Genomic DNA, 14,582 nt, shown 5'->3' on the forward strand with positions numbered 1-14,582 from the left:
GGAGCCCAGTCGCGCCGACCACGCAGACCACGCGGGCCGGGGAAGGATCCCGCTCCCTTGACGGCTTCGCGGGACAGGTGCATGGTCGAGGTATCGGGCCACGTGCTGCGGTAGTTCTTGGCGGGCGCCGGTTCACTGGGACAGCATCGGCGAAGCGAGATCCGCGCTAGGAGAAGCGATGAGCGATCTCTCGGTGGAATCGTGGGGAGCGGGCGATCCCGTGATCCTGGTCCACGGGGCTCTGGCGACAGGAGCCGAGGAGTGGCAGGCGCAGGAGCCGCTGGCCCGCGAGGGGTATCAACTGCTCGTGCCTGATCGCCGCGGTTACGGCAACAGCCCGGAGGCCAAGGGCGAGGACTTCCTGCGCGACGCCGACGACATCGCGGATCTCATCGGCGATGGCGCGCACCTCGTCGCGCACTCCTATGGCGGTCTTGGCGCCATGCTCGCAGCGGCGCGACGCCCCGGGTCAGTTCGCTCGCTCGCCCTGCTGGAGCCTCCTGCGTTCACCATGATCACCCACCCGGACGCCGCCCGGCTCGTTGAACGGGTACGCGGCATCTGGGACGAGGATCTCAGCGATAGGGAGTGGCTCAGGCGCTTCTTCGAGGCGGTAGGAACTGACCCAGCATCGCTGCCTCCCGAGGTCCTCGAGAACCTCGCACCGATGGTGCCTATCGCGCGCCGGAGCCGCCCCGCTTGGACCTTCGAGACTCCCATCAACGAACTGGCGGCGGCCCGGTTCCCCAAGCTCGTGGTCTCCGGGGCACACAGCCCGGGCTTCGACGCCATCTGTGACGAGCTGGCCGAGCAGATCCACGCGACCCGCGCCGAAGTCGCAGGCGCGGGCCACGAGATCCAGTTCACCGGGGACCCGATCAACCACCTCCTGCTCGACCTGTGGCACGGCGGAGCAGGCGCGCGGTGACTGCCACGAGATCAACGGGATCGACCGAGCCGTGGTTGGTCAGCACGACGATGGTGATGTCGCGATCAGGCAGGTAGGTCATGGTGGCGGCGAAACCCGGGTCCGCGCCCGAGTGCCCGATCGCGGTGTCATCGACGTAGGCCTGGCGGTGCAGGCCCAGGGGCTGCCCGTCGTCCTCGCCGAGCATCGTCGCCATCGACGTGGGCTGCAGAAGACGGCCGCGGAACAGGGCAGCTGCGAACCGTTGCAGGTCGGTGACGGTCGAGATGATGTTGCCGACCGCCTCGCCCTCGGACTCCAGCGCTGGCCAGGAACCTCCGCCGACATTGTCGAGCTGTCCGTCTGCGTCGATGTCGGCGTAGCCTGCGACCAGCTCGGGCGAGACACCCTCGACGCTGGGGATCGAGACGCTGGGGATCGAGGTGTCGTGCATTCCCAGGGGCTCGAGGATGCGTCGGCGCACCTCGGTCGCCCACGGGTTGCCGGAGACGGCCGCGATCACTTGGCCGAGCAGCGTGTAGTTGGTGTTCGAGTACGCGAACCGGCTCCCCGGCGCGTGCCCCAGGTCGCGGTCGGCAATGAGCCCGATGAGCTCGTCGGCGGTCCAGCGGCGGTCGCGGTCGGTGCGTTGCCCGTCCAGGAAGCCATGCACGCGTTGGTAGTCGGGGATGCCGCTGGTGTGAGCGAGGAGGTGGCGCACGGTGACGTCCTCGCCCCACGGGAAGCCGTCGAGGTGGCGGGCGACGGGATCGTCGAAGCCCACCTTGCCCTCCTCGGCCTGCTGCAACATCACGACGGCGGTGAACGTCTTGGTGACGCTGCCGATGCGGAACTGGTCGTCGGCGGCCAACGGTGCCTGGGCGTCGATGTCGGACAGCCCTGCGGCGCCGATCCACGTGGGCTGCCCGGGCGCGTCGACGGCCATGGCCACCCCGACCGCGCCCGCGCGGGCCTGCCAGGCGGCGAGCAGCTCCGGCAGGTCCTCCGCGGCGTTGACCGGGTCCGGGGCGCATCCGGACACCACTGCCACGAGGATGAGCATCACGCTGAGTCGGCGTCTCATGCCAGATCCCGTTCCAGCGTGACGCGTGTGGCGACCAGGGCGATCACGAGCGCGTAGGCGGACAGCAGCAGCCCACCCTGGAGCGGGGCGAGCAGGGGCAGTACCGGCGAAGGCGGAGCGATGCCGGCGACCGCGAGAGCGGCTCCGTTGACGGTCCAGCCGTAGAGCTGGGGCGCGAAGCCGGTGAGCAGCCCCGACTCGATGATCTGGAGCCAGACGATGACACCGACCAGGGCGGCTGCCTGGTTCGGGACCAGTGCGCCGACGCCCACCCCGATCATGGCGAGCAGCCCGGAGACGGCCACCAGTCCGACGGCCGACAGCAGGACGTCGGCCCGCCACAGGTCCAGGGGCACTCCCTTGGCCGCGTGCCACGCGGCAGCAGTGCCCAATGCCGCGACCGTGGCCACTACGCCGAACCCGAGCCCGGCGAGCCCGTGCGCCGCGAGCTTGGCCGCGACGACCCGCAGGCGGTTGGGGGTGGCGAGGAACGTCTGGGTGATGGTGCGGTGGCGGTATTCGCCGGAGACGGCCAGGACGCCGAGCAGCGCGGTGAAGTACATCGCGTAGCGCGGGGCGCCGATGATCGTCTCGAGGCTGTGCGGGGTGCCCAGTGAGGGATACGTGCCGATGCCGGCATTCGCGAGCGGCGGGTACAGCACCAGCCCGACCAGCCCGACGGCCCCGGCGAGGAGCGCCCACGTGGTCCGGGTGGTGCGCAGGCGGAACAGCTCAGCGTGGAGCAAGCGGGTCATCCCAGGTCTCCTGTCAATTGGAAGAACGTGCGTTCCAGGTTCTCGCCGGCCTCGATCGGCTTGTGGGCGACGAGACGGCCCTGGCGGATGATCACGACCTGGTCGACGGTCTGCGCCACCTCCGTCAGCACATGGCTGGAGATCAGCACGGTGCGACCGGAGTCGGCGAAGTCCCGGACGAAGGATCGGAGCCAGGCGATTCCCTCCGGGTCGAGCCCATTGGCCGGTTCGTCAAGGACCAGGATCTCGGGATCACCAAGCAGCGCCCCCGCCAGACCGAGGCGCTGGCGCATTCCCAGGGAGTACCCGCCGACGCGACGGCGCGCCGCATGCGACAGACCGACCTCGGCGAGCACGTCATCGACGCGGGCTGGAGCCACGCCGGTCGCGATCGCCAGGCCGCGCAGATGGTCGCGCGCGGTGCGGCCCGGATGGTGGCCAGCGGAGTCGAGGAGCGCACCGACGGTCCGGCTCGGCGCGGCGAGCTCGCGGTAAGGGGTGCCGTTGATGGCGGTCGTGCCCGAGGTCGGCGTGATGAGGCCGAGCAGGGCGCGAAGGGTCGTGGTCTTGCCGGCTCCGTTGGCACCGAGGAACCCGGCGACGGTACCGCGGCCGATCGAGAAGGTGAGGTCGTCGACGGCGACAACGTCCCCGAACCGTTTGGTCAGGCCCGTGACGGTGATGGTGTCGTTCATGGCTTCCACGATCCGGTCAACCGCCGCCGCCGTCGTCTGCCTTCAGACCGATCTTGCGAGTCCGCCTGCAGGCAGATGTGCGCGCCGCATCGTGGTCGTAACATGATCGCCGTGGAGTGGACCAGGCGCCTCAAGCGCGTGAACCCGTTGCTGGTCGACGGTGTTGTCGCGGTGCTCATCGGCGTCGTCGAGGTCCTCCCGCTGGCAGCGGCCGATCCTCCGCCCGCGGCGCTGGTGCTGGCGCTCCTCATCCCGCTGCCGCTGATCGTGCGACGGCGGGCGCCGCTGGTCGTGCTCGTCGCGGTCCTCGCTGGTGAAGTGCTGTACGCGGCGCTCGGCTACCCGTATCCCGGCCTGGGCATGGCGGTGGCCCTCGCGATGTATAGCGTGGGCGCGCACGCTGAACGAAGCCGCTCGCTACCCGCGCTGGTCGGAACATGGGCCGTGATGACTTCCCTGACGGCGTTCACGGAGTGGGCGCTGATCGACCTCCTCGTCGCCGGGGTCGTCACGCTCGCCGCCTGGATGCTCGGCGACAGTCACCGGGCGCGCCGGGTGACCATCGCCGCACTCGAGGAGCGCACCGCCCAGCTGGAGCACGCGCAGAGCCAGCTAGCGGCACAGGCAGTGGCCGCGGAGCGCACGCGCATCGCCCGCGAGCTGCATGACGTGGTGGCCCACAGCATCAGCGCCATCGCTGTCCAGTCCGGTGTCGGGGCACACCTCATCGACACCAACCCGGAGCAGACCCGCGCGGCGCTCGTCAGCATTTCCGACATCAGCCGCCAGGCGCTCGATGAGCTTCGCCGCATGCTCGGGGTCCTCCGCGAGGAGGGCTTGGACCAGCTGCGCCCGGCACCAGGCCTCAACGATCTTCCGTGGCTGTTCGAGCAAGCCGAGCGAGCAGGGCTGCGGTTGCGGCTCGCCATCGATCTCGACGGGTGCGAGGTCCCGGATGCCTTGGCCCTGACGGTCTATCGCATCGTGCAGGAGGCGCTGACCAACGTCGCCAAGCACGCTGGTCCCACCGACGTGCAGCTCTCGATCGGTTGCCACGACGGGGAGCTGCTCATCGAGGTGCGCAACGCGCGGACTGGCCGTCCCGCAAGCGTCGGAGGGGCGGGCGTGGGCCTGCTAGGGATGCAGGAGCGCGTGAATCTGTTCGACGGCTCGCTCGAGCATGGCGACGACGGCGGCGACTTCCGCATCACCGCGCGCCTTCCCCTGCCCGCGGTGATGACATGACGATCCGGGTCATCGTGGCCGACGACCAGGCGCTAGTGCGGTCGGGGTTCAGCATGCTGCTCGCCTCCGCTGACGACATCAACGTCGTCGCCGAGGCCAGCAACGGCCAGGAGGCCGTGGACCTCGCCCGCCGCCACCTGCCCGACGTGGTGCTGATGGACATCAGGATGCCGGTGATGGACGGCCTCGAGGCGACTCGCGAGATCGCTGCCACCTCGGCCACGTCCTCGGTGCGGGTGCTGATGCTGACCACCTTCGAGCTCGATGAGTACGTCTACGGCGCGCTGCGGGCCGGGGCCAGCGGGTTCCTGCTGAAGGACACCCGCCCTCATGAACTCCTCGATGCCGTCCGCGTGATCGCCGCGGGCGAGGCACTGCTGTCGCCCAGTGTCACACGCACCTTGATCGCCGAGTTCGTCCGCTCACCAGAATCGCGCCGCCCCACACCGAAGGCACTCGACTCGTTGACCGATAGGGAGCGCGACGTCCTGGCCTTGGTCGCCGATGGGCTCTCCAATGCCGAGATCGCTGAGCGGATCGTCGTCAGCATCGGCACCGTCAAGACCCACGTCAGCCGACTGCTGATGAAGCTGCACGCCCGCGACCGCGCCCAGCTCGTCGTCATCGCCTACCAGACAGGATTCACTCGCTGATCGCTGCCGCGTCCGAGCGCCGATCCACACTCCAACTCCCCAGCACATAGCGATGCCGAGCGGCAGCCACAGCGCGATCCTTCCCGCGGCCTTCTCGGATCGAAGCAGATCGAGTCCGCCTCATCAGCGCTGCCCTACCACCGTAGAGCCAAGACTTGTCGTACCCCTATGCCACTATCAGTTCTGTCAGGAGCCGACAGGGTTGGTTATCCCTCTCGCCCGAGGTTCACCGGCACTATGTCCACCGCTTGGAATAGCGGTCCGTGATGGGTTCGCCATTCTGATTGACGGCCGCGCTCGCTAGTGCTCGATCTCGTTCTCCTCGACACCGAACCATCCCAGTGAAAGGTGCTGATTTTGACCGAGCAGACCATGAAGATCGATCCGGTGAAACTGTCCGAGGCGGTGGCATTTGCTGCCGACAAGCACAGTGACCAGACCCGCAAGCGCGCGAAAGATGATCCGCGGCCGCGGATCCCGTACATCAGCCATCTGATGGCCGTCTCCGGGATGGTCATCGAAGACGGTGGTGACACCGACGAGGCCATCGCAGGCTTGCTGCACGACTACATCGAGGACATCGACGAAGACGGGGCCGACGAGCTCGAGCAGCGATTCGGGGCGCGGGTGCGCGACCTCGTGATCGGATGCTCCGGTCCGAAGAAGGAGCAGATCCCGGATTTCCGCACCCGCAAGCAGCTCTACCTCGATCACTTGACCTCGACCCGCGACGACGGAGCAGTGCGCGTGTCCCTCGCGGACAAGGTCCACAACGCACGCTCGACCGTCAGCGATCTCGAGACCGATGGCCCTTCGGTGTGGGACCGGTTCAACGCCGGCGTGGAGGACCAATTGTGGTGGTACGGCTCGCTCTCCGCGGCCTACACAGACCACGCGGAGGACGGTCGCGCTGATGAGCAGCGGGCGGCTGAACTGCAGCGCCTCGTGGCGCGGATGAAGGAATTCGGCGGTCAGTAACCAGCACGCACTAGGGGGAAACAATGGGAGCGTTCAGCGGCGGGGGCGCCGACGAGATCTTCTGGGAGGCACGCTCCGAAGCCGACCCGAATCGATGGATCACCGTCGATATCGAAGGGAACTGGCACGCCGATGCCGTGACCACCGATCAGTTCGACAGGTACCTGCCAAGCGCTGACGGAGACTGGACCGGGCATTACCAGGAGCCGATCGAGCTCGCCTTCTCGTACTACTACCGGCCCAAGTCGCGCCACGATCACCTGGCCCTGGGCCAGCTAGTGGCCATGCTGCTGCCCGAGCCCGTGAACTACTCCGGATATCCGCCGCCTCTGCCACCAGTGCCGCCTGGCTGCGTCGTGATCGAGGAAGAACTCCTGCGGTACCACGAGGCAGACGACAAGCATCGGAAGGTGCACCGCGCCTGGCTGCGCAGGAAGCGGCTCGCCATCAAGCGGCGCCAGGAGGCCACGATCCCATCCCAGCCCGAGGAGACCGCCATGGAATCTACTGACTACCTGCCCGCCGAGGACCTCGGAGCGTACCTGGCCCGGCACCGCCCACCGGGCATCCAGTCGATAGAACTGCCCATCAACCCGCAAGGCCCCGGCGGCCTCACACGCTTCGGCGACGCGATGCGCGCCGTCCTGCACGCAGTCGTTTCCGACTGGCCATCGGGGGTTGTCTTCGTCGTTGCCTTCGACGAGGACTCCCGCTACGTGCAAGGCATGTACTACCCGACATCATGGTTGATCGAGTTCGGCAAGCAACCACCGGCCGTCATGCGGGCTGCCATGTCGGACGGATGGATCGATCCTGACTCGATCCCCGACAACCACACGGACTTCAAGAGTCGCCGTGAATGGCAGAACAACCTCGTCCAGGAACTCGACTGGCACGTAGATGGCCTGCCGACAATCGCTGGCGCGCTGGAGAAGGCGGCGTACGAGCACCTCGGTGCCCGGCCCGACGATCCCTACTTCTTGCAGATCTTCCGCACCGATGACGGGGGAGACGACGACGAGGACGTTCTCGTCGCACCCGTTGATGAGGTGGACGTGAAGGAGAAGGTGCGCGCCTGAGGAGCGCGTGGGGAAGCGGTCAAATTTGCTGGTTCCTGCAGATGCTTCTCGCATGGAATGGACCGCGGTGGCCGGCATCTGGCACTTGCTGTGCCATGCCGCAACCGGGCAGCCGCATCCTAGGTTACGGAAGAGTCGAGAGGTGAGTCAGGATCGACGGCTAACGTCTTCCGTCTCGTGATCGTCAAGGCCCACTCAGCCTCGGGTTCGAGGCAGAATATCGCGTTTCGGGCACATCGACGCAGGTGAGGCGTTAGAAAAAGGTCCAGTACCACGAGCAGAAACCAGGGAGCAAGGAATCGCTGGTGGCCGCAGTCGCAGCGGGTCGAGAAGTCTGTGTCGGCGACTACATGATGGAAGCATGAGCTAGTGAAAGAAGGGGCGCAATCTCCGCTGCGCCTTGGGCAGTTCGACCAGCTCCGTGCAGCACCGCGTAACGCTCAATACACCACCAACTTCAACAACCGCACTGAACGGACCAGCGTCCACATGGTCAGCTATCAATATAATCCGCGCTGCGAACGAGGTAGAGGGAGACGATCCTGATGAGTCTGACGCTTGACCCGATCCTGCGCAGCGCCGGCATCGACCCTGCCAATGCTCTGGTGATCCGGCATGCGTACGTCAAGGAGCACGAGGATACTGGCCTACAGGGCATCCACGCCGACTCCACGGACGACCAGATCCTTGCGTACACGAGCCACCAGTCTGCGAACTCGCGAATTTTCCCGGTCGTCCCGCCCAGGATCTGGGTTGTCTTTGTCCGCGAGGGCGGCGACCGGGCCCGGCTCTGGTCAGTCTTGGAGAACTGCGGCGAGATATCGAATGACGGCGCCCTGCGAGTCTTCGACCTCGTCGAGTCGGAGCACATGGCGGACCTTAGGGACCGGCTAGTGATCGGTTGGAGATCGCCGCGCACATGGAGGCTGAACGGCCCCACAGCCGCCGAGTACCCGGTCATGGAGATCGCGGACGCGGAGCCCGTTCCGTTCCCCGGCTTCGATCAACTCCGCCTTGACCACGCGCAACTCCAGGCGGTGATGCGAGACCACCGCTACGCCTCGTGGCGCACGGCGCTCGCGTCCGTGGTGGGCGTCTACCTAATCACCGATACCCGCGACGGTCGTCAGTACGTTGGCAAGGCCGACGGCGCTGAGAGCATCCGCCAGCGCTGGAACGCTTACGCGAGCAACGGGCACGGCGGAAACGTCGAACTGCGCAGTATCGACCCGGTCGGCTTTCGCTTCTCGCTCCTGCGTGTGTTCGACCCTGCGACGCCCACGCGAGTGATCGACGAGGCGGAGAGCCACTTCAAGTTGGCGCTCGACACCCGGCGGCACGGGCTGAACCGCAACTGATCATTACGACGCATCGTCACCAGGTTTGCCAGCGGCGCCGCGCCCTAGCTACCAATGAGCAGGGCGGTGGAGCGCGTGAGGCAACCTCGTGGCCGAGTCACCCTTGGCCGCATTGAGCTGCGCCTGGGTGACGAACAAGGCATCGGTGAGGTCGGCGCCCCGAATGTCGGTGCCGCGCAGATCGGCGCCGATCAGGTCCGCTTGGCGCAGGTCAGCCCCGCTCAGGTCGGCGGCGATGAGCAGCGCACCGCGTAGGCTCGCCCCTCGGAGGTCGCCGCCGGCCATCCTTGCGCCGATCAGATCCGCCCCGCGATAGTCCTTCTTGCTGCCTCGCACCGTGGCCCGGCCGAGCTCGCTGGCCCGCAGCAGCAGTGGGTTGACCTCGCCGCGCAATGCGTTGATGTCCAACGCAAGGATTGCCTCGGCGCTGCCACGGGTCAGGGCATCGAGGTCCTCCAGCCACCGCCGCAGGTCACTGTGAATAATGCGGGCGGATGCCAGGTCGATCGCCTCAGTGACGTACCAGATCAGCTCGTGCAGGTGCCGCATCACGGGCAAGACCTCGAACATCGAGGTCGCAGACTCCGGTGCCTGGCGCCAATCGACGCCACCAAAGGTCACGTGGGACACCTTCTGCCCAGCGCCGAAGCAGTCGAACACGGTGCAGCCCGGATAGCCCTTCTCGCGCAGCTGTCCGTGGATGCCGCACCGGAAATCCGATCGCAGGTTCGAGCACGGCGTGCCCGCGGGCTTGCTCACAGCGAAGTCAGCGGACCGGGCGAAAGGGAGAGCGACGCAGCACAGGCCGAAGCAGTTGGCACAGTCAGCTTGCAGCTCCTTGCGATGCTGCTCGCGCTCTGACGACGGTGGTGGACCGGGCTGTGAAGACACCGTGCATGCTCCTGCCAGACGACGAGCATCGCGGTCACGCTGCTCCGGACTCGCTTCCATTCTCGCAGACGCCGAGCAAGAGCTTGGCACGGACAATCGCGGGCCTCGACGACCAGGACCGGGCTACTGGTATTCGCGCAGCCCGAACCTGACGGCCAATGAAGCGACCGTCGACGCCTCTTTGGAAGCCGCCCACGCTTCCTCGAGCCCCATCACGACATTGCCGTATCGCTCGTTCACCTCGTGCGCGAGCCGTGAGTACTTGCGATCGGCTGACTTGAGATCAACGCTCTCAGCCCACCTGAGGGAATAGATCGCGTAGCCCGCCAGGAAGGAAACCCTGGCATCCTCCGGAAGGCCGTAGATCGTCGTCACCATCCCGGATACCGGTCCCCCCAGTAGATGCCACGATCCTCATCCCGATCGGAGGTGAACTCGGCAATGAAATCCTCCGCGATCGCAAGCATTGTTCCCCTGCCCTCAAGCCGAACCGCCAGGTTCGCTGGCACTGCAGGCTGGCCATGCAGCGCCCCCAGGATGTTCCCGCAGATCGCGCCGGTGGAGTCGCTATCTCCGCTGTGCGAGACTGACAAGGACAACGCGTCCAGGAACTCTTCTGCATCGGGAAATGCCAGAGCCGAATACACGGCGATGGCGAGGGCTTCCTCCGCGATCCAGCCCCCACCCAGGCCCTCCAGCGTGGAGACCGATGGCCCGCCCGACCGGGCTGCGATCCGAGCCGACTCGAGCGCCTCGAGTGTCTCCTCGTGGCCGTCCCGCGTGGCCAGGATCCGTGCCGTCGCGTCCAGTGCGTCCTCGAGGCCGGCACCCGCGATAATGTGCTGAACGATCGCTGCGAGCGCGCCCGACGCGAGCTGGCCGGTGATGTGGCCGTGGGTGTAGCCGGCGCACGTTGCGGCCGCCTCGAACGGCCAGTCGCCGTCTCCGTTGTCCACGAGATGCAGCGGCACCAGACCAAACGGGGCGCTGCGCATCACCCCACCGCATCCCTTCGAGTTGTTCGATGCCGCGTTGCCGTAGCCCTGTCCCCTCATCGCTGCCAGGGCGCTCAAGCATGTGTTGCCGGGGGCGCGGCGGGCATACAACCATCGCTGTGCCTGGAGCCAGCCGTCGTGCTCGCCACTGGGCCCTGCCAGCGTCTGCGTGTCGAGCCAGCGGTGATAGGCATGGTCGATCACACCGAGGGTGAATCCGAGCCCGCGCTCGGTCCGGACGTTCGCGCGGATCATCCCTTCCACGGTGAACAACGTCATCTGCGTGTCGTCGGTGATCTCGCCGACGGGTTTCGCGAAATCCCGGACCCCATCCGGGAACGCGCTGAGGATCTCGGCTGTCGTCCTGAACTCGACGGGGTTACCGAGAGCATCGCCGACAGCGCCACCGAGAAGGCACCCGCGCACGCGCGAGGCGTAGACGGAGTGGTCGATAAGATTCATCGCCTCAGTCTGGCATGAAGCCTTCCCTGCAAAGCTCAGACCGTGAGTCATCAGACGGCGCTGATACTCTCGAGGAATGCCGAAGGCGACCGAGGACATCGAAGGCCGGATTTGTGGCCACGCGGAGTCAGTTGGTACGCGGTGACGATCCTCGCTGGGCTGATCCTGATCACCTTCGGACTGGCGTGGTTGCTTGAGTCCGTGCAGTTCGTCCGGCAAAGACGGAGCCTGACCTGGCGGATGGCCGTTTGGCCGCTGCTGGTGGCGGCTGGGGCGAGCATCGCGGTCGGCATCCGTCCCCACTTCGAGGACCACCGACCCGAGTTCGAAGCGATCGCGCAGGAGCTTCTCGACGAATCCGGTTCTAGCGAACGACAGGATTTCAGCATTGGCCGGTTCGCCATTGCTCGGGCGTTCGAGAGCCGCCATGGCGAGGTGCACTTTATCGATGCGCGCGAGCCGGAGATCCTCGCCGAGGTCGGCTGGGTCTATTCCCCTGGCGGGGAGCCGCGCGGCCGTTACGGCAACTACTCCGCTGAGCACATCAGCGGACCGTGGTACCGGTACACCTATACGCTCGCCTAGCCTGATCTTCGCGCGGTCCATGCAGCGGCCATACGATGGAGGCAAGCCCCGAGCGGAGGAGGCAAGTCAATGCCAGCCATAGCCCAAGTCGGCAATTCAGATTTCTGGACGAAGGTCCGCGACAGCGAGGCAGCTGCCATCGTCGAGTTCTGGGGGCCGTGGTGCGGCTTGTGCCGGGCATTCACGCCGACGCTCGAGCAGTTCGCCGAGGACAACGCGAGCCAGCTCCACGTTTTCGGAGTCCACGTGGGCAATGAGCCCGATATCGCCGCCGAGTACGGGGTGACCTCGACGCCGACAACACTGGTCTTCCACCAGGGCAAGGTCGTGCGGACCATGAAGGGCGTGCGATCGCGCGCGGAACTCGATGCGGAGCTCGCCGAGTTCTTGTGAGAACCAATTGCTAGCGCCGGAGAACGGATCCCGACCAAGCCCAGGCGCCGACAGTCAGCAGGTAGTCCCTGCGGGGCGACCGTCCATCCGGTCCTGTGTCCAGGCGAAGAGGTCCGGGATCAGCTCCGAGTCGGGGTCAAGGACCACGGCGACGTGATCGCGGCCCGGGTACGTGCGGTAATCCACCGCCGTGCCCGCTGCGCACTGGGAGCGCGCGTACTCCTCCTGCGCGGCGGGGAGCACCAGGGGATCAGCCTCGCCCTGCCCGATCAGCAGTGGCATCGTGAGCGGGTCAGAGGGGACGTTCTCGGCAAGTCGCTCGCCGAGCGGCCCGCTGGTGGGGTCGCGGTGGAAAACGGGGCGATCGAATAGCAGTGTCTCCACGATGGAGGCAAAGACCGCGGGCTCAGCGAGGCAGCGGGCCGCCATCTCGCGCACCGGAATGCGGGCGGCGGGCCGGACGTAGTCGCCGAACTCCACGTCGGGGTAGATGGCGGCGTAGGCGTCGATGACGTAGGAGGCGAAGATCGCGCCACCGGGTACGGCGTCAAGGTTCGACACAAGACCAGTGAGGTCGCTCGCGGGGGCAAGAGCAGCGACACCGGTGACATTGACGTCGGGAGCATAGTCAGGGGCGAGAATGCCCGTCCACAGCGCGGCATGCCCACCCTGCGAGTGGCCCCACACGACAGTCTCCTCCTCCAACTGCACGTCAGGAAGCTCGCGAGCAGCCCGTACCGCGTCAAGAACAGAGCGAGCCTCGCCCTCGCCGATGAGGTACGGGTGGGGGCCTTCGGTGCCAAGACCGACATAGTCAGTGGACACCATGACCCAGCCGTTGTCGACGACCTGCTGCAACCCGGGGGTCGCCCCCGCCTCGAAGGGATCGGGGAGCACCGAAGGCGCGCAGGCCTCGGTAGCTCCTGTGGTGCCATGCGCCCACGCGACCACGGGACGCGGGCCGGGCGGGAGTTCCTGTGGCGCCACGACGAGCGCGCTCGCGACGGCGGCCTGATCATCGTCCCGGCTGGTGGTGTAGAGGATGCGCCATGCCTGCGCGCCGTCCGGCACGGCACGGTCGAACGGCTCGGAGCGCAGTAGCACCCCGGGCTCGGCGGGCAGCTCATCTGGCGCTGCATAGAAGTCGTCGGCGCTCGGCGCACCTGCATTGATCATCGAGGACACCACGGCAAGCGCGATCACCAGGAGCAACGCTGCGGCCGCGGTCACCGCCCGGCCGAACCGGGCTAGCTTGCCCCGAGAACCCGCCTTCGTGCGCCTACCGCGCACGAGTTCGATAATCCGGGCAACGCCGTAGAAGAGGAGCCTCGCGCCAACGAGGAACGCCACCACGAACACCGTCACATCCGGCCACGCGAGGGCCAGCACACCGAGGATGATGCTCGCCGCACCGAACAGGAGCGCCGCGATTCGCTCATCGGTGGTCCCTCGCACGGCCTGCGCTAGCTGCGCGGCACCGGACACGAGCAGCGCCAGCCCGGCGATCAGAGCCACGACGCCGATCGTCGCACCCGGCCAGGCGACTACTGCTACGCCTGCGGCCAGCCACGCAACGCCGGTGAGTACCGCCATGCTCGGGCTGCGCGCGGCACGGGCCGTCGCGAGGTCACCGATGCCGAGCACTACCAGGCCCGCCGCGACCAGGCCGACCAGGACCGCGAGCGAGGCGAACGGCTTGAAAAGCAGCGCCGCACCCACTGCGATGCACACAACACCGACTACGAGGAGCAGCCAGCGCGGGTTCTCCCTGGTCTCGGTGTCCGTCGGGGGCAAACGGTGCTGTCCCGTCATCGTCCATCTCCTTCGAAGCGCGGACCGTGTGCACCGCGCGCTAATTGGTCAAATTCTAACCGCGCCAACGGATTGGAGGAAGTGCTTCGACCGCGTTAGCGGGGGAGCAGCAGCTCTAGCGGTGGCGACCGGGCTCAGGATGTCGTGCGGTCCGCGTGGTCGTGAGATCCGCTGCGGTCGGCGTCGCCATCCAGCAGGCCCGGTCCAGGCGCCAGCTCGATATCGCGCGCGGTGAGCTCGCTGCCGCAGCAGTCGCATTCGAGACGTACGTGCGCCTCTCCGGTGCAGCCGCGGTGCTGGTAGTGCACGGGAGGACCGTGGGGGGCCATGTACTCGTCGCCCCAGTCCTTGATCGCCATGAGGATGGGGTAGAGGTCATGCCCCTTCGCGGTCAGGCGGTACTCCTCGTGCGCGCTACCGGGCGCCTTCTGCTTGACCAGGATCGCGTGGTCGACGAGCCGGTCGAGGCGGTCCTGCAGGCGGCTTCGGGATATGCCGAGCGCGCGCTGGAACTCGTTGAAGCGCCGGATGCCGGTGAACGAGGCTTTGAGCACCAGCAGTGTCCAGCGGTCGCCGAGGATCACCAGGGGGCGGGTGATCGAGCAGGGGAAGTCGGCGAGGTCGTCGTAGCGCATGTGTAGATCCTACCTCTCCGGTTCTAAAAAGAGACCATTCGTGCTAGCGTTTAGT

General features: G+C 66.9%; 16 protein-coding genes. 8 read left to right on the forward strand and 8 right to left on the reverse strand.

Translation table 11 applies throughout. From position 1 onward, the window contains the following. Positions 1 to 178 precede the first annotated feature (178 nt). Positions 179 to 928 (forward strand): alpha/beta fold hydrolase, encoded by a 750-nt coding sequence (locus HT102_RS09510; RefSeq protein ID WP_192039193.1) that lies wholly within the window; start codon positions 179 to 181, stop codon positions 926 to 928. Here HT102_RS09510 and HT102_RS09515 read toward each other — a convergent pair. From HT102_RS09515 to HT102_RS09525, 3 genes are read right to left on the reverse strand one after another with little or no spacing between them, the layout of a single operon-like run. Next, complete coding sequence (locus HT102_RS09515) at positions 879 to 1,991, reverse strand: serine hydrolase domain-containing protein (protein WP_192039194.1); 1,113 nt, start codon at positions 1,989 to 1,991, stop codon at positions 879 to 881. The two genes, HT102_RS09510 and HT102_RS09515, sit on opposite strands and share 50 nt — an antisense overlap. Continuing rightward, positions 1,988 to 2,746, reverse strand: coding sequence for an ABC transporter permease subunit (locus tag HT102_RS09520; RefSeq protein WP_192039195.1), 759 nt, complete (start codon positions 2,744 to 2,746; stop codon positions 1,988 to 1,990). Before HT102_RS09520 ends, HT102_RS09515 begins: the two co-directional genes overlap by 4 nt. Next, the gene (locus HT102_RS09525) at positions 2,743 to 3,441 is read right to left on the reverse strand and encodes an ABC transporter ATP-binding protein (RefSeq protein WP_192039196.1); all 699 of its coding nucleotides are present in this window, start codon (positions 3,439 to 3,441) and stop codon (positions 2,743 to 2,745) included. Before HT102_RS09525 ends, HT102_RS09520 begins: the two co-directional genes overlap by 4 nt. Before the next feature lie 111 nt (positions 3,442 to 3,552). Between HT102_RS09525 and HT102_RS16300 the strand changes: the two genes are divergently transcribed. The 5 genes from HT102_RS16300 to HT102_RS09550 all read left to right on the forward strand — a co-directional run bounded on the left by HT102_RS16300 (position 3,553) and on the right by HT102_RS09550 (position 8,754). Next, positions 3,553 to 4,686: a sensor histidine kinase gene (locus tag HT102_RS16300; protein ID WP_192039197.1), complete on the forward strand. Its 1,134-nt coding sequence runs from the start codon at positions 3,553 to 3,555 to the stop codon at positions 4,684 to 4,686. Next, positions 4,683 to 5,339 (forward strand): response regulator, encoded by a 657-nt coding sequence (locus HT102_RS09535; RefSeq protein WP_192039198.1) that lies wholly within the window; start codon positions 4,683 to 4,685, stop codon positions 5,337 to 5,339. Before HT102_RS16300 ends, HT102_RS09535 begins: the two co-directional genes overlap by 4 nt. A 348-nt stretch (positions 5,340 to 5,687) precedes the next feature. Then, a complete protein-coding gene (locus HT102_RS09540) occupies positions 5,688 to 6,317 on the forward strand; it encodes an HD domain-containing protein (RefSeq protein ID WP_408611340.1) in 630 nt (209 codons plus the stop codon). A 23-nt stretch (positions 6,318 to 6,340) separates the two neighbouring features. Next, positions 6,341 to 7,396 (forward strand): hypothetical protein, encoded by a 1,056-nt coding sequence (locus HT102_RS09545; RefSeq protein WP_192039200.1) that lies wholly within the window; start codon positions 6,341 to 6,343, stop codon positions 7,394 to 7,396. A gap of 545 nt (positions 7,397 to 7,941) precedes the next feature. Next, positions 7,942 to 8,754, forward strand: a complete 813-nt coding sequence (locus HT102_RS09550) for a GIY-YIG nuclease family protein (RefSeq protein WP_192039201.1) — start codon at positions 7,942 to 7,944, stop codon at positions 8,752 to 8,754. A gap of 48 nt (positions 8,755 to 8,802) precedes the next feature. On the opposite strand, the gene HT102_RS09555 is transcribed toward HT102_RS09550, so the two are convergent. The 3 genes from HT102_RS09555 to HT102_RS09565 form a co-directional block, all read right to left on the reverse strand. Then, a complete protein-coding gene (locus tag HT102_RS09555) occupies positions 8,803 to 9,513 on the reverse strand; it encodes a pentapeptide repeat-containing protein (protein ID WP_333473368.1) in 711 nt (236 codons plus the stop codon). Positions 9,514 to 9,768: 255 nt separating this feature from the next. Then, positions 9,769 to 10,023: a hypothetical protein gene (locus tag HT102_RS09560; RefSeq protein ID WP_192039203.1), complete on the reverse strand. Its 255-nt coding sequence runs from the start codon at positions 10,021 to 10,023 to the stop codon at positions 9,769 to 9,771. Further along, positions 10,017 to 11,201 (reverse strand): ADP-ribosylglycohydrolase family protein, encoded by a 1,185-nt coding sequence (locus HT102_RS09565; RefSeq protein ID WP_225443477.1) that lies wholly within the window; start codon positions 11,199 to 11,201, stop codon positions 10,017 to 10,019. The genes HT102_RS09560 and HT102_RS09565 overlap by 7 nt, the downstream gene beginning before the upstream one ends. 42 nt (positions 11,202 to 11,243) lie before the next feature. Between HT102_RS09565 and HT102_RS09570 the strand changes: the two genes are divergently transcribed. Together HT102_RS09570 and HT102_RS09575 are read left to right on the forward strand one after the other, a co-directional pair. After that, positions 11,244 to 11,687 (forward strand): hypothetical protein, encoded by a 444-nt coding sequence (locus HT102_RS09570; RefSeq protein WP_192039204.1) that lies wholly within the window; start codon positions 11,244 to 11,246, stop codon positions 11,685 to 11,687. A 69-nt stretch (positions 11,688 to 11,756) separates the two neighbouring features. After that, positions 11,757 to 12,080 (forward strand): thioredoxin family protein, encoded by a 324-nt coding sequence (locus HT102_RS09575; RefSeq protein WP_192039205.1) that lies wholly within the window; start codon positions 11,757 to 11,759, stop codon positions 12,078 to 12,080. Between the two features lie 54 nt (positions 12,081 to 12,134). On the opposite strand, the gene HT102_RS09580 is transcribed toward HT102_RS09575, so the two are convergent. Together HT102_RS09580 and HT102_RS09585 are read right to left on the reverse strand one after the other, a co-directional pair. Then, entirely contained in the window at positions 12,135 to 13,892 is a 1,758-nt protein-coding gene (locus HT102_RS09580; RefSeq protein ID WP_192039206.1) for a lipase family protein, read from the reverse strand. 134 nt (positions 13,893 to 14,026) lie between these two features. Continuing rightward, positions 14,027 to 14,527 (reverse strand): winged helix-turn-helix transcriptional regulator, encoded by a 501-nt coding sequence (locus HT102_RS09585; protein ID WP_192039207.1) that lies wholly within the window; start codon positions 14,525 to 14,527, stop codon positions 14,027 to 14,029. Positions 14,528 to 14,582: the final 55 nt, after the last annotated feature.

It is taken from the genome of Lolliginicoccus lacisalsi (assembly GCF_014841105.1).
Taxonomy (GTDB): Bacteria; Actinomycetota; Actinomycetes; order Mycobacteriales; family Mycobacteriaceae; genus Lolliginicoccus; species Lolliginicoccus lacisalsi.

What these genes read in the sequence shown, in the direction of transcription:
- HT102_RS09510 (WP_192039193.1), top strand. Translation starts at nt 179, where the DNA reads ATGAGCGATCTCTCGGTGGAATCGTGGGGAGCGGGCGATCCCGTGATC.
- HT102_RS09515 (WP_192039194.1), bottom strand. Translation starts at nt 1,991, where the DNA reads ATGAGACGCCGACTCAGCGTGATGCTCATCCTCGTGGCAGTGGTGTCC.
- HT102_RS09520 (WP_192039195.1), bottom strand. Translation starts at nt 2,746, where the DNA reads ATGACCCGCTTGCTCCACGCTGAGCTGTTCCGCCTGCGCACCACCCGG.
- HT102_RS09525 (WP_192039196.1), bottom strand. Translation starts at nt 3,441, where the DNA reads ATGAACGACACCATCACCGTCACGGGCCTGACCAAACGGTTCGGGGAC.
- HT102_RS09535 (WP_192039198.1), top strand. Translation starts at nt 4,683, where the DNA reads ATGACGATCCGGGTCATCGTGGCCGACGACCAGGCGCTAGTGCGGTCG.
- HT102_RS09545 (WP_192039200.1), top strand. Translation starts at nt 6,341, where the DNA reads ATGGGAGCGTTCAGCGGCGGGGGCGCCGACGAGATCTTCTGGGAGGCA.
- HT102_RS09550 (WP_192039201.1), top strand. Translation starts at nt 7,942, where the DNA reads ATGAGTCTGACGCTTGACCCGATCCTGCGCAGCGCCGGCATCGACCCT.
- HT102_RS09560 (WP_192039203.1), bottom strand. Translation starts at nt 10,023, where the DNA reads ATGGTGACGACGATCTACGGCCTTCCGGAGGATGCCAGGGTTTCCTTC.
- HT102_RS09565 (WP_225443477.1), bottom strand. Translation starts at nt 11,201, where the DNA reads ATGTCCTCGGTCGCCTTCGGCATTCCTCGAGAGTATCAGCGCCGTCTG.
- HT102_RS09575 (WP_192039205.1), top strand. Translation starts at nt 11,757, where the DNA reads ATGCCAGCCATAGCCCAAGTCGGCAATTCAGATTTCTGGACGAAGGTC.
- HT102_RS09580 (WP_192039206.1), bottom strand. Translation starts at nt 13,892, where the DNA reads ATGACGGGACAGCACCGTTTGCCCCCGACGGACACCGAGACCAGGGAG.
- HT102_RS09585 (WP_192039207.1), bottom strand. Translation starts at nt 14,527, where the DNA reads ATGCGCTACGACGACCTCGCCGACTTCCCCTGCTCGATCACCCGCCCC.